We start from the raw sequence: 12,803 nt of genomic DNA on the forward strand, positions 1-12,803 counted from the left end.
CGTCCCGCACTCCACGCTTCGTTTTCCGGAGTGCTTTCACGCGCTCGACGGCGCCGGGATTCGGAATTCATGGCCAGGATCGCGATGAGCCCCACTATGGCCAGACCAATGAAGAACACGATCGCCATATGCATTCAACCAGGATGACCTGTACAAACGTGGACAGGAAACCCACACGCCGGGTCCTCCGCAATCCATATGGTGTCCAGATCGCGGGCGCCAGTCTTCACATGCAGCTGACGCGGCCGGCCCCGCCTCCCGTGCCGAGGTCACAGCGGGCGGAAGGTCTTGGCCCGCCCAGAATCCACTGCTTCGCTCATGATGCCGCCGAGCACGGCGCGGGCGGTAGCCACCTGTTCGGCGCCGATGCGTCCGGCGAGCCGGCGCTCGTAGTCGGCGTGGAACTCGCGGACGACGCGAAGCATGTCGTCCCCTCTCGGGGCAAGGTGGAGCAGTTTGGCACGCTTGTCGATCGGGTCGGGTCGGCGCTCCACATACCCGTGCCGGACCATCTCGTCGACGACCTTGGCCGCGCCCTGGGCGGTGATGCCGAGCTGTTCACCCAGTTGACTTGCGGTACAGGGTGATTCGGCGAGCGCGCGCAGGACGTACCCGTAGGAAGCGCCGAGGATCACATGACCATGCTCGGCGAGGTGGGCGCGCAGCTGCTGCACGAACGACTGATAGGCCTGGCCCAGAAGTACGCCGAAATCCATGTGTTAAGGCTCCTTTCGCGAAGCAATATATTCAACTGTAGTTGAACACCTTGGTTGAACATCTAGGAGCCATCATGCCACTCATCAAATCCGCCGACGCCCCCACCTTCGAAGCCCCTCTCATGACCGCGACCGGCCTGGCCGCACCCAGTCGCGGCTCCGAGGAGAACAGCGTCTGGCGCTTCACCATGCACCCCGGCAACCCCGGTCACGCGCACGCCGTGTCCCGCGAAGAGATCTTCGTCGCGCTCGCCGGAGCCGCCCGCGTCGAGATGGACGGCCGGACATGCGATTTCCGCGCCGGCGACGCCCTGGTGATCCCGGCGAACACCGTTTTCAAGGTCTCCGTCCCCGGCGACGAGCCCTTCGAGGCCGTGGCCATCCTCCCCGTCGGCGCCTATGCCCAGGCCCCCGGCGGTGACGGCGTCAGCCCGCCCTGGGCCCGCTGACCAGAGCGGGTCAGGCGAGGGCGCTGCCGTGCTGCCCTGCTGGCTCCAGTGAGCTCGAGTGCGCGCTCATGCCGATGGCCGAGCGGGCTTGTCGCCCGGAAAGTCTTTTCAGCTACTGGTGGGCCAGCGTTGCTCGATTGCTGGACGAGCCATAGTCCAGACCGACTCGAATTCCTCGGGCGGCATTTGGTCGAGGACATCGACCTCGACGTCCCCCGAAATTCGGCGAACACTACGGCGACCCCTGCTGGAGCAGAGCACCAACAACGGGTATCGGATCGGCCAGGAATGGTTCTTCGACCACCCAGCGTGCACAGAGATCGCCCGCTGGCGGGCCGGGCGCTGAAACCTACCTCGCCACAACGCCTTCGGCGGCCATTACCTCTGCGGCGGCACGTTCCCCCGACCGCACCGCACCGTCGATCCAGCCGCACATGATCGCCGAGCTCTCAGTCCCGGCCCAGTGGATCCGCCCGCAGGGGGTGCGTAGCGCGTGACCGAACTCGGTGAGCACACCCGGTGGCGCATGACTGATCATTCCGCCGCCGGAGTAGCGCTCGACCGTCCAGTCCTGCTCGTGGTAGCTGACCGGGGACGAGGCCTTCGCCCCGAACCGGTCGACCAGTTCGTTGATCACCACCGCTTTGCGTTCCGCCGGATCGAGTAGCCCGAGCTTGCGAGCCGCGGGACCTTCGGTGATCACGCACATGATGCCGGGAATGCCGGTGTCCGTGCAGGCGTCGATGGTCAGAGTGGCCGGGCTGCCGGGCGCGGCCGACTGTCCACACAGGCCGTCAGCGCGCCAGAACGCGGTGTCGTAGACGACCGAGATCTTGTAGACGGCACCACTGGGCATTCGCCGGTGCAGGAAGGCGCGGTCGACGGGAAGCATTGGCTCGTAGGCGATTTGCGTGGCGACGGCCAACGGCACGGCGACGATCGCGTGCCGAGCGCGGACGGTGAGCCGCTCGGAACGGACGCTGACGCCGTCCTCGTCCTGCGCAATGAGATCCACCGGACTCGAAAGATGCAGCGCGTCACCGAGTTCGGCGGCCATCGGCCCATAGATCGCACCCATACCGCCGTGCACCCTGGCGTCCTGGGCGCCGTCCTTGTTGGAGATGACGAACACCGGCCCGCCGCCCGAGCCCATCTGGTGCAGCGCCCACAACAATGACACCTCCGAGGCGGCCGAGGTGTAAATGCCGGCGAACGCCATGTCGAGCATCTCGCGCGCCTGATGGGAGTGAATATTTCGACTCAGCCACTCCCCCAGGGAGATTCGATCCCACTCGCTGGCCTTCTCGGCCTCCCACGGAGCGTCGAACGGGATCGACTTGCACATCTGCCCGACCTCGAACAGGCCGGCTCCGAGGTTGGCGATCGCCCACGGGCTCATCGCCCAGGGAATGGTGCCGGAGTAACGGTGCTTCTTGCCGTCGACGATCATCATCGCGTCGCCGTCGACATACTCCTTGTATTCGGTCACGCCGAATTCAGCCATCAGGGCCTTGATACGGTCCTGCCCGGGGCCGACCCACGCGCCGCCGCGATCAATCCAGGTCCCGTCGGGCAGGAACTCGGTGAAGGTGCGACCTCCGACCCGGTCACGCGCCTCCAGCAGAGCGACCGAGCGGCCGGCCTGCTTCAGCCGCAGCGCGGCGGTCAATCCCGCAAAACCCGCACCCACAACACAAAAATCGACATCGCCTGCCATGAGTCGCTCCTTCGTCCGGAAGTTCCGCACTCGAGCTACGTGTTCTTCGACGGTGACGCTACTCCGCTTCGGAACTCGACCACGTTGACATCCGATATCTGCACGTCAAACGCCCTGCTCGGCCGCCGACTCACATTCCGAAGCCGAACACCCTCAGCGCCCGACCGACGGGTCCAGCTGCCGCCGGCTGATCGTCGAGTTCACCGGACTCGCTCGTACTTCGGGCCGTCGCAACGTTCGAGCCACCACCATCCGCCCGCCAACTCCATGGTGGGGCACACGGGAATTCCGAATCCGTTGTACGGCCCCGGCTCCGGCGTGCCGACGAAGTGCCCGTAACCGTAGGTGAACTCCCCGACGTCGACATAGTCGGCGACGTACCGGACCGGTGCTCCGTTGCTGTCGCCAAGGTTCGCGATCCGGCAGTTCGGCGCCACGACGCACAAATAACTCGGTAGCTCGACACCGTAGAGGTCACCTTCGCCGTGCTCGGGCACCTCCACCGTGGCCGCCACGGCGAACGCGGGATACTCGAGCCAGAACCGCGCCCACCCGCTGGCCTTGGTATCGACGAACAGGAACAACGACCCGCTGACACCCACGACCGCCAGTGCCGCGGTGGCCACCGCCAGCCCCAGGGAACCGCGAGTAGCACGCCGCAGCAACACCACGAAAACGCTGGCCAGGATCAGATACAGGATCAGATAACCGAAGGCGAACAACGGCAGGTACAGCACCCAGATCCAGTACAAGAAGAACTCGGCGTGCAGCGTCACGACAATCGAAACCACGACCGACGCGGCGGCCACTCCCAGCCCCAGAACCGAACTGCGCTTTTCAAACGGCATCCTGGAAACGTATTCGGACGATATGCAGAATCCGCGTGAGAAATGTGCGGATTCCGTAGCGGCCTCGGTTCGAAAACCCGTCCGTCCACAGGTCGTCTCGACACCGGTTGACGCTGATCTGCGGCCAGTCGAGTCCTACGACCGAGCCCCGCCCGGAACACCGGGCGGGGCTCAATGAGTCTGTGCGCGTGGCGGTTTGCCCACGAGTTGGACGGTGAAGCGGAATTCCACGACGTCGCCATCGAATACCTGCACGTCAAACGCCCTGTTCACCCCTCGACTCGCGTTCCGGACCCGAATAACCTCTGCACGCGCCGCCGAACCCCAACCACGGTCGGCCCACGCTCCGGAGACACCGCACAGCTGCGGCTGGCTCCAGCGGGCTCGAGTGCACGCCCACACCGATGAGCGGATGTCCGTTGCCTACCTCAACGTTCAGTGGCGCCGACTGCTCTGCGGTCCGCCAAGGGGGGTGAGCGGACCGTTCTCGGTCAGCGCATCCGGGGAGATGCTGACCCGCACCGGGCATACGCGGGATTGCTCGAACCGGAGATTGCTCTGGGCACGCTGGGTGCTCCCGCCGGACAATGGTCCTATGACCGCCAGTGTCGAACTGCGTGTGTATGCCGAGCTGAACGACTTCTTGCCCCCGGGAGTGCGGTACGCCGCGCAGCTGCGGCCGGTCCGGCCGCACCAGACCGTGAAGGACGTCGTCGAGGCTGCGGGTATTCCGCACACCGAGGTCGACCTGATGCTGGTGAACGGTGAGTCCGTCGACTTCGGCCGCCGTGTGCAGCCGGGCGATCGGGTTGTGGTCTACCCGATGTTCGAGACGCTCGACATCGGGCCGCTGACCCGGGTGCGTCCTTGTCCGCTGCGCGATCCGCGCTTCATCGTCGATGTCAACCTCGGCGGGCTCGCACGGCTGATGCGGCTGATGGGACTCGACGTGCGCGGGGACTGGGAAGCCGACGACGCAGAACTGGCGAAAACAGCCGCGGCCGAGCATCGAATCCTGCTCACCCGAGACCACGGACTTCTCGAGCGCCGCACCGTGACTCACGGCGTATTCGTCCGGTCGGACCACCCGCTCCAGCAGATGGTGGACCTCGTCCGCCGACTCGACCTGGCGGATCGGCTGGTGCCGTTCAGTCGCTGCCTGCGCTGTGGCGGCGCTGTCACCGGTGTGGCCAAGCAGGACATCATCGAGAGACTCGAACCACTCACCCGCCGCTACTATGACACCTTCCGGCAGTGCTCGGATTGCGGCCGAATCTATTGGGAGGGTTCGCATCAGCAACGTCTGGACGCCCTGGTGGCCCGGATCCGCGCGGCCATCTCGTCGTGATACGGCGACGGCGCTCCTCAGCACCGTGACGGCGGTCGGCCTTCTCGCAGAGGGCATTCACCGAAATCCATTCACCAGCTCCGCGCGCAGGGCATGAGCTGCATTCGTATGCACGGAAAGCCGACGATCGGCCACCGCGACCGGGCTGCCGACGGGCTTGCACTACGTCGCGATACTCCCAGCCCAGAAGTACCGCGTAGAGATGGTGTCGGCAACATCGGCCAACCGCTGGACAAGGGCCAGGCTATCCATCGGGGCCACAGGTACCAGAGCTTGGAAGCGGCTGGCCGCTCGGTCGCAAGATCAAACCGAACCATCTGGCGCACTTCAGACAACACGTACCGTAATGCCGCATACGGGGCGACGCGGACCGGCCGAGCCGCGGTCTGCTGAACGCACCCTCATGCCGAGTTGAGGGTGCGTTCAGGTACTGCCGTTAATCCGGACACCCGCGTACGCTTATGCGCTGGATCGATGACGAACGAAGGCGTAGCTGTTCGGCGGTACCCAACCGGCATAGGAGACGGATATGGACCAGCAGCAGTTCATTGCCACCCGGCGGGAGTTCGACGAGATCGATGCAGATCATGACGGTTTCATCACCTTCGATGACGCGCTCGTGTGGGGTATGGCCCAGGACCCGGAAGTGCGGGACATCGTTGGGCGCCGCATCAACGGGGACCACATCTGGGCGGAGGGGCAAGTCTCCTTCGATGAGTTCCTGAACTACAAGGAGCTGACCAACGGCTCATAGTTATGGCGAGTCGCGGAATCGCCCGGCCGCCCGATGGGCGCTGAACAAGGTTCCGATCGATGACCCATTTCGGTCGGCGAGGTGCGGTCGGCGCTACTGTTATCGCAGGTCAGAGGGATAACTACCTCCGTTTCGCTGACCTGCCATGTGCGGCTCCCAATGGCCGCGATCCGCACCATGGTGCACAGTGCCGCCAGGGTTGCCCTGACGGCACTGTCGCGTGACCACCCCGCACGAGCCAGTGGTCACGCTCGGGCGATGGGGTGCGGGCCGCCCGTCCGAGGGGGACTAAACGTTGAAGCGGAATTCCACGACGTCGCCGTCGGCCATGACATAGTCCTTGCCTTCGATGCGGACCTTGCCCGCGGCCTTGGCCGCTGCCATGGAACCCGCGTCGACGAGGTCGTTGAAGGCGACGATTTCGGCCTTGATGAAGCCGCGTTCGAAGTCGGTGTGGATGACGCCTGCCGCCTTGGGTGCGGTATCGCCCTGGTGGATGGTCCAGGCCCGGGATTCCTTGGGGCCTGCGGTCAGGTAGGTCTGGAGGCCGAGGGTGTGGAAGCCGGCGCGGGCCAGGGCGTGCAGGCCGGGCTCGGACTGGCCGATGGACTCGAGGAGTTCGAGGGCGGACTCGTCGTCGAGTTCGATGAGTTCGGACTCGATCTTGGCGTCGAGGAAGACGGCGTCGGCGGGGGCGACGGCGGCCTTGAGTTCGGCCTTCTTCGCCTCGTCGGTCAGGACCGATTCGTCGGCGTTGAAGACGTAGAGGAACGGCTTGATGGTGAGCAGGGAGAGTTCCTTGAGGAGCTCCACATCCAGCTCATTCTGCGCGGCGAACAAAGTGCGGCCGCCGTCGAGGATTTCCTGCGCCTGCTTGGCGGCATCGGCGACCGGCTTGCGGTCCTTCTTGATGCGGGCTTCCTTGTCGAGGCGCACGACCGCCTTCTCCAAGGTCTGCATATCGGCGAGGATCAGCTCGGTTTCGATGACCTCGATATCGGCGAAGGGATCGACCTTGCCGTCGACGTGCACCACGTCGTCGTCGGCGAACACACGCACGACCTGGCAGATGGCATCGGCCTCACGGATATTGGCCAGGAACTTGTTGCCCAGGCCTTCACCCACGGACGCGCCCTTGACGATGCCCGCGATATCGACGAACGTCACGACGGCGGGGAGCTGGCGCTCGGACCCGAAGATCTCGGCGAGCGTGGCCAGCCTCGGATCGGGCAGCGGGACGACGCCGGTATTCGGCTCGATGGTGGCGAACGGGTAGTTCGCTGCCAATACGTCGTTGCGGGTCAGCGCATTGAACAGCGTCGACTTTCCGACGTTGGGCAGGCCGACGATTCCGAGGGTGAGACTCACGAGAGTGGGAGTCTACCCGGCGCCCCGGACCGGGCGGTCACCCCAGGTCCGGGGCTGCCACGCCGGTCAGGCGCGCGGGGTGCGACCGAGGTAGGCGAGCAGTTCGGCGACGACTGGGGTATCGGTCGCGGGGGCGTCGGTGACGACGGGGGCGAAGACGCCGTAGTCGCGCAGCGGCTCGATGAGGCCGCGCGAGGCGGTGAGCAGGTGGGCGGCCAGTTCGTCGGTGAGGGGCGAGGGCTGGCCGGTGCCGATGGCGATGTCCCAGGCGTGGACGGCGGCGTCGAGGGCGCACATGACGGCGGCGACCGGGGTGGGGAGTTCGCCGTGCGGGAGCGGGGTGGGGACAGTCTCGGTGCCGTCGGTGACGGTGCCCCAGGCGGTCGCGGTGGGTTCGATTGCGGCGGACACCAATTCGGCCGCGCCGCCGTCGATGCTGCCGGACGGCTCGAAGGGGTTGTAGGCGGGGCCGTCGCCGATGCCGAGGAACTTGGCGTAGGCCAGCTGGTCGCCCGCGGCGTGCTGCACCACCTGGGTGACGGTCCACTCCGAGCAGGGCGTGGGGTTGTCCCACTGGTCGGGGCCGACTCCGGCGACGGCGTCGGCGAGGGCCCGGTGGGAGGCGGCGAGCACGTCGCGCCAGACCGGGGCGAGGGTGGCGGCGGGCGAGTTACCGGTCTGCGGGGTGACGTTCATTGTTCTTGCCTCTCAGGTCGTTTCGATCCGTTGAGATAAAGGTATGACCCGATTAGGCTGAATTCCTTCCTAATAAGTTCGGTCGAGCGAAGGGACTTCGTGTGACCTCCCCCACAACCCGTCTGCTTCGCCTGCTGACCCTCCTCCAGGAGGGCGCCCATACCGGCCGCGACCTGGCCGAACGCATGGACGTCACCGACCGCACCCTGCGACAGGACATCGCCCGGCTGCGCGATCTCGGCTACCCCGTGCACGCCGCCCGCGGGCCGATCGGCGGCTATCGACTCGGGCAAGGTGCCACCATGCCTCCGCTGCTGCTCGACGACGACGAGGCCGTCGCGGTGGCCGTCGCCATGAACGTGGCGGCCGACGGCAGCACGGGCATCACCGATATCCAGGCCAATCTCGAACGCGCCCAATCGAAGCTGGACCGCATCCTGCCGAAACGCCTGCAACGCAAGGTCACCGCCCTGCGCACCGTCACCGACATCGGCCCGGCCGTCACCGGTTCCCGCGAACCGGACGCACCCGTACCCGCCGAAACCCTCGCCACCTTGGCGACCGCGATCCGCGGCACCACCACCCTCCACGTCGACGGCTCGGAATTGGAGCCTTACCGGCTGATCAGCTGGCAACGCCGCTGGTACCTGGTCGCCTACAGCCTCGCCATTCACGCCTGGCAGGCGCTCCCCGTCGCGTCGATGTCCGAGATCCGGCCGGGTACACGACATTTCGCCGCACGAGCACTCCCCGAGTCCGATCTCGTCGCCTTCGTGCTGCGCGAAATAGCCTCCACCGGTTGGCAGGTACACGCCCGCGTCACGGTGCTGGCGCCCGCCGAGACCGTCATCGCCCGCATCAACCCGACGGTCGGCGTGGTGGAGCCGCTCGACGACTCCTCCTGCCTGCTGCTGACCGGAGCCGACCGGCTGGAAACGGTCGCCATCTACCTCAGCATGCTGATGATGGACTTCCGCGTCACCGAACCGCCCGAACTCGTCGCCCACCTGCGCACCCTCGCCCGCCGGTACGCGGAAGCAACCACCGTCGACGCGTCGGAGAAGTCATAGGGGCCCGACATCGCGGCCACGCGAGAATTCCCGAACGGTATCGGCTGCCGTATCGGTCGTTGCGAAGTAGCCGGATGTGGCCGTGCCCTCGACTGGGCTAGCGTGCTGTGGTTCTATCCATACTTCCAGCAAGGCAATTCGTGAATATTCATGCCCTTCGTTCGGCCGTCGTCGGCGCTGTCGGCGCCGCCGGAATCGCAGCCGCGTGCCTGGCCCCGGCGGCCGCCCACGCCGATGAGACGAGCTTCCTGATCGAGGCGAAGCGGCTCGGCCTGCTCGCCCAGGACGCGAACATGACGTCGCCGGGCGGTCCGGAGAGCAGCGAGTACAACGCCATGCGACTGGGCTGGTACATCTGCGCCGCGTACAAGGGCGGCTACTCCGACGCGACCATTCGCGAAAGAGTGAACCGTGTCTTCCCACCCGATGTCTCCAAGCAGTGGATCACCCTCGCGATCCAGGAAATCTGCCCCGAATACCTCTGATCGGTTCTCGGACTTACCTGGCGACCACCGACTCGGACAGCACCGTGAAATGACGGACCGTTCCGGACAGTTCCGGCAGTTCGCCGGGCGCTGTCCAGGTGCGGAAACCGTCGAAACTATCGCTGTAGAAGTACTTTCCCTCGGTGTACGCGTCGAAGTAGATCCGATGGCCGCCGCTCGGCAGTGCGACCACACACTGTCCTTCCCGGGGCGCGCCCCATCCGGCCCAGTCGCCGAGGCCGATGAACCGGTACGGCCCGAGCGGATGCGGGGCGATCGCGAGCTCGATGAACTTGGTCGATTCGTTCTTGGCGAACGCGTAGTAGCTCCCGTTGTTCGCCACGATGGTGGTGTCGATGAAGCCGAGGTGCCCGGGCTGCTGCGGGCCGATTCCGATCAGCGGAATCGGCGGGCTCCAGATCGGGCGAGCCGGGTCGTTCGCGATCATCAGGTAGGGGGTGAACCCGTGGCCCTGCGAGATGGAGACGAGTACGCCGACGAAGCCGGACATATGGGTGAACCACTTTGGCGCCCAGGCGGCTTCGGCCTTCGGCACCGGCACTGGGTAGTCGGACATATGGGTCCAGTTGATCCGATCGGTGCTGCGCGCGAATCCGATCGTATGACCGTCCCCGGCCGTGGTGTAGGTGATGTAGTACGACCCATCGGTATGTCTCAGCAGACTGGGGTCTCGAACCAGCCCGGCCGGGGGCCGATAGGCGTTCGCACCGAGTAGCTCGAAGTTGGTCGCGTCCTGGGATTCGTAGACGTACAGCTCGGAGTCACTGCTGTTGGTGAACGCGGTCATCGTGTACCGGGTCCCCGCTGCCGCCCGTGCTACCGCCGGCCGCGCCCCGACCCCGGCTCCGAGCGAGAACAAGGCGATCGAAGCCAGTACGGATCGACGATTCCAGCGGATCATGTCCATCCACCGGATTATTCAAGGCCTGATTGCCGACACGTAGCCGCCGCGCCGCGAAATTCGCGATCGCGGTCACCTTTCCATCGCGGGTACGAGCTCGGTTTCGGGTATCTCGGTGCCGTGCAGCGAGGTTCCGGCGGTTTCGCGGAGGAAAGCGCAGGCGACCAGTCCGATAAGAGAAGCCGCGACCATATAGCCCGCCGGGAACAGCGACCAACCGGTGTGTTCGATGACGGCCTCGTTCACCAGCGGCGCGGTACCGCCGAACAGCGCCGTGGACACGTTGTAGCCCAAGGCGAATCCGGCATACCGGACGTGAGTCGGGAAGATCGCCGGAAACGTGGAGCTGATCGTCGACAGCTGCGGCACATACAGCAGTCCGAGCACCACGAATCCGATGACAGCCCAGACGGTTCCGCGCCCCATCAGCCAATACATCGGTATGGCGGCGACCGCGAGCCCCACCAGCGAGACCAGCCACATCGGACGCCGGCCGACCCGGTCCGAGAGCCGGCCGAAGAACGGCAGCGACACCATCATCACCAGCTGGCCGATCAACATCATGGCGGTGGTGGTGGATTCACCCAGGCCGATGGTCCGCTGCAGGTAGGTGGGCTGGTACGTGAGCAGTGTGTAGTTCACTACGTTGAGGGCCACGACCAGGCCGATCAAAGTGAATAGTTCACGCCGGTAGGTGGTGAGCACCACGCGCAGCCCACCCGGCGGGGTCTCCTCCTCGGACAGCTCGGTGAACACCGGCGACTCGTCCAGCCTGCCGCGCAGGTACCAGCCGGTCAGGCCCAGCGGCACGGCCAGCAGGAACGGGATACGCCAGCCGCCCGCGTACATGGCGTCCGAGCCGAGGGCCAGCTGACAGGCCAGCACGACCGCCGAACCGCCGACGAATCCCGCGAGGGTGCCGAATTCGAGGAAGCTGCCCAGGAATCCGCGGCGGCGATCCTCCGCGCATTCGGCAAGATATGTTGCGGCGCCACCGTATTCGCCGCCCGTGGAGAAGCCCTGCACGACGCGCAGCAGAATCAGCAGAATCGGCGCGAACACCCCGGCCACGGCATGAGTCGGCAGCAGACCGATAGCCCCGGTAGCCGCCGACATGATCAGGATCGTGGTCGCCAGCACCGCTTTCCGCCCGATCCGATCCCCCAGCGGCCCCCACACCATGCCGCCCAGCGGCCGCAGCAGGAACGAGACCGCGAACCCCAGCATGGTCCCGAGCGTCCCCAGCGAACCCGGGAAGAAAGCGGACGTGAGATACCCGGCCGTGGCCGCATACACCCCGTAGTCGAACCACTCGGTGGCATTGCCCATGGCACTCGCGGCAACCGACCTCCGCAACGGAAGCCCGGCGTTGCTCGATTCCGTCTTCTCTCGCATGTAACAAACCGATACCCACGCTAAGCGTCCACAAACCGCGATGACCTCGAACTCACTTTCGCCGACCATCGCCACCAGCGCCTAAACCCGAACGTGATCGTTCCCATAACACCGATCGATTTCCTCAACCGCGAGCGCCGATTCCACTCTCGAGGAATGATTTCGACAGACGATTCGTCCTTGCTCGGAGGGGAAATGAGCGACGAAATCAGCGACGCGCCTATCGACTACCGCACGGATTCGCTCGGCGCGGCCCGCCAGGGCACCAACCCGACAGTCCTCACACGCATGCGAACCGGCTGGGCGGTAATCGGTTCCACCCAACACCTCCCCGGCTACTGCCTGCTGATCCACGACGGCCAGGCCGATCAACTCACCGAACTCCCCCGCACTGACCGCCTGGCCTTCATGCACGACCTGATCATTCTCGGCGAAGCAGTCGAAACAGCATGCCGCGCAGCCGACCCCGACTTCTGGCGCATCAACTACGAAGTCCTCGGCAACAGCTGGCACCACCTCCATGCCCATGTCCACGCCCGCTACCGCTGGGAACCGGACAACTTCCGCACCGGCCCGGTCCACCTCTACGGTTCAGCCCGCGACACCCCCGAACACCTCCTCGGCCCGCGGCACGACCCGCTACGACAGGCCATCGCGGCGGCATTGAAGGACCTCGTCGCCATCTAGAACCCGTCACTCGCCGACGCGTCTCCAGGCCGTGCTGAAGCGAGTAGCTCGCTCCATCGGCGCATGATCAGCTCCGTATAGCGGTCGGCGGTGATGGCGTACGCGCCCAGGGCGTAGCCGTCATTGGCCTCGACCAGTGCGTTTTCACCGGTGGACAGAACGCCGAAGTCGATGCCATATGCGCTGGGGGCGGTGCCCGAACGGTGCTTCAGCCCTTGTTCCAGCAGCATCTCCTTGGGCCGCATCGGGCCCTTCCCCGAGTACTGGAGAAACGCGGTGGCGAACATCAGCCAATCCTGCCCTACCGGACTGCCGGGATTCGTGCGCGAAAGCGAGCGGCATCCAGAC

Annotated in this window: 14 protein-coding genes; 6 read left to right on the forward strand and 8 right to left on the reverse strand. The window is 65.7% G+C overall.

Going from position 1 to position 12,803, the window contains the following annotated elements; all coding sequences use genetic code 11:
• Positions 1-269: 269 nt before the first annotated feature.
• Positions 270-716, reverse strand: a complete 447-nt coding sequence (locus ACWEOI_RS08735; RefSeq protein WP_452359292.1) for a MarR family winged helix-turn-helix transcriptional regulator — start codon at positions 714-716, stop codon at positions 270-272.
• 74 nt (positions 717-790) lie between these two features.
• On the opposite strand from ACWEOI_RS08735, the gene ACWEOI_RS08740 reads away from it, so the two are divergent.
• Entirely contained in the window at positions 791-1,165 is a 375-nt protein-coding gene (locus ACWEOI_RS08740; protein ID WP_452359293.1) for a cupin domain-containing protein, read from the forward strand.
• A 349-nt stretch (positions 1,166-1,514) separates the two neighbouring features.
• On the opposite strand, the gene ACWEOI_RS08745 is transcribed toward ACWEOI_RS08740, so the two are convergent.
• Both ACWEOI_RS08745 and ACWEOI_RS08750 read right to left on the reverse strand, forming a co-directional pair.
• Positions 1,515-2,978, reverse strand: a complete 1,464-nt coding sequence (locus ACWEOI_RS08745; protein WP_452359572.1) for a flavin monoamine oxidase family protein — start codon at positions 2,976-2,978, stop codon at positions 1,515-1,517.
• Positions 2,979-3,082: 104 nt separating this feature from the next.
• Positions 3,083-3,730 carry a hypothetical protein gene (locus tag ACWEOI_RS08750; protein ID WP_452359294.1) on the reverse strand — a complete coding sequence of 216 codons (648 nt, stop codon included), beginning with the start codon at positions 3,728-3,730 and terminating at the stop codon, positions 3,083-3,085.
• 595 nt (positions 3,731-4,325) lie between these two features.
• On the opposite strand from ACWEOI_RS08750, the gene ACWEOI_RS08755 reads away from it, so the two are divergent.
• Both ACWEOI_RS08755 and ACWEOI_RS08760 read left to right on the forward strand, forming a co-directional pair.
• A complete protein-coding gene (locus tag ACWEOI_RS08755) occupies positions 4,326-5,078 on the forward strand; it encodes a Mut7-C RNAse domain-containing protein (protein ID WP_452359295.1) in 753 nt (250 codons plus the stop codon).
• Positions 5,079-5,607: 529 nt separating this feature from the next.
• Positions 5,608-5,832, forward strand: coding sequence for a hypothetical protein (locus ACWEOI_RS08760; protein ID WP_452359296.1), 225 nt, complete (start codon positions 5,608-5,610; stop codon positions 5,830-5,832).
• A gap of 288 nt (positions 5,833-6,120) precedes the next feature.
• Here ACWEOI_RS08760 and ychF read toward each other — a convergent pair whose 3' ends face one another.
• Positions 6,121-7,200 (reverse strand): redox-regulated ATPase YchF, encoded by a 1,080-nt coding sequence (ychF, locus tag ACWEOI_RS08765; RefSeq protein WP_357091601.1) that lies wholly within the window; start codon positions 7,198-7,200, stop codon positions 6,121-6,123.
• 66 nt (positions 7,201-7,266) lie between these two features.
• Positions 7,267-7,896 (reverse strand): TIGR03086 family metal-binding protein, encoded by a 630-nt coding sequence (locus tag ACWEOI_RS08770; protein WP_452359297.1) that lies wholly within the window; start codon positions 7,894-7,896, stop codon positions 7,267-7,269.
• 101 nt (positions 7,897-7,997) lie between these two features.
• Between ACWEOI_RS08770 and ACWEOI_RS08775 the strand changes: the two genes are divergently transcribed.
• A complete protein-coding gene (locus tag ACWEOI_RS08775; RefSeq protein ID WP_379471547.1) occupies positions 7,998-8,966 on the forward strand; it encodes a helix-turn-helix transcriptional regulator in 969 nt (322 codons plus the stop codon).
• A gap of 140 nt (positions 8,967-9,106) precedes the next feature.
• Positions 9,107-9,451: a hypothetical protein gene (locus ACWEOI_RS08780; protein WP_379345297.1), complete on the forward strand. Its 345-nt coding sequence runs from the start codon at positions 9,107-9,109 to the stop codon at positions 9,449-9,451.
• Positions 9,452-9,464: 13 nt separating this feature from the next.
• Here ACWEOI_RS08780 and ACWEOI_RS08785 read toward each other — a convergent pair whose 3' ends face one another.
• Both ACWEOI_RS08785 and ACWEOI_RS08790 read right to left on the reverse strand, forming a co-directional pair.
• Positions 9,465-10,259, reverse strand: a complete 795-nt coding sequence (locus ACWEOI_RS08785) for a family 43 glycosylhydrolase (RefSeq protein WP_433668120.1) — start codon at positions 10,257-10,259, stop codon at positions 9,465-9,467.
• Between the two features lie 186 nt (positions 10,260-10,445).
• The gene (locus ACWEOI_RS08790; RefSeq protein WP_452359298.1) at positions 10,446-11,768 is read right to left on the reverse strand and encodes an MFS transporter; all 1,323 of its coding nucleotides are present in this window, start codon (positions 11,766-11,768) and stop codon (positions 10,446-10,448) included.
• A 195-nt stretch (positions 11,769-11,963) separates the two neighbouring features.
• On the opposite strand from ACWEOI_RS08790, the gene ACWEOI_RS08795 reads away from it, so the two are divergent.
• A complete protein-coding gene (locus ACWEOI_RS08795) occupies positions 11,964-12,455 on the forward strand; it encodes an HIT family protein (RefSeq protein ID WP_452359299.1) in 492 nt (163 codons plus the stop codon).
• On the opposite strand, the gene ACWEOI_RS08800 is transcribed toward ACWEOI_RS08795, so the two are convergent.
• Positions 12,452-12,742, reverse strand: coding sequence for an ATP-grasp domain-containing protein (locus ACWEOI_RS08800; RefSeq protein WP_452359300.1), 291 nt, complete (start codon positions 12,740-12,742; stop codon positions 12,452-12,454). The two genes, ACWEOI_RS08795 and ACWEOI_RS08800, sit on opposite strands and share 4 nt — an antisense overlap.
• Positions 12,743-12,803 lie beyond the last annotated feature (61 nt).

The sequence above is a fragment of the Nocardia sp. NPDC004340 genome (assembly GCF_053602575.1).

Bases quoted from the DNA above. Each gene is read 5' to 3' on its own strand.
- ACWEOI_RS08735 (WP_452359292.1), bottom strand. From the start codon at position 716: ATGGATTTCGGCGTACTTCTGGGCCAGGCCTATCAGTCGTTCGTGCAG.
- ACWEOI_RS08740 (WP_452359293.1), top strand. From the start codon at position 791: ATGCCACTCATCAAATCCGCCGACGCCCCCACCTTCGAAGCCCCTCTC.
- ACWEOI_RS08750 (WP_452359294.1), bottom strand. From the start codon at position 3,730: ATGCCGTTTGAAAAGCGCAGTTCGGTTCTGGGGCTGGGAGTGGCCGCC.
- ACWEOI_RS08755 (WP_452359295.1), top strand. From the start codon at position 4,326: ATGACCGCCAGTGTCGAACTGCGTGTGTATGCCGAGCTGAACGACTTC.
- ACWEOI_RS08760 (WP_452359296.1), top strand. From the start codon at position 5,608: ATGGACCAGCAGCAGTTCATTGCCACCCGGCGGGAGTTCGACGAGATC.
- ACWEOI_RS08770 (WP_452359297.1), bottom strand. From the start codon at position 7,896: ATGAACGTCACCCCGCAGACCGGTAACTCGCCCGCCGCCACCCTCGCC.
- ACWEOI_RS08785 (WP_433668120.1), bottom strand. From the start codon at position 10,259: ATGACCGCGTTCACCAACAGCAGTGACTCCGAGCTGTACGTCTACGAA.
- ACWEOI_RS08790 (WP_452359298.1), bottom strand. From the start codon at position 11,768: ATGCGAGAGAAGACGGAATCGAGCAACGCCGGGCTTCCGTTGCGGAGG.
- ACWEOI_RS08795 (WP_452359299.1), top strand. From the start codon at position 11,964: ATGAGCGACGAAATCAGCGACGCGCCTATCGACTACCGCACGGATTCG.
- ACWEOI_RS08800 (WP_452359300.1), bottom strand. From the start codon at position 12,742: ATGTTCGCCACCGCGTTTCTCCAGTACTCGGGGAAGGGCCCGATGCGG.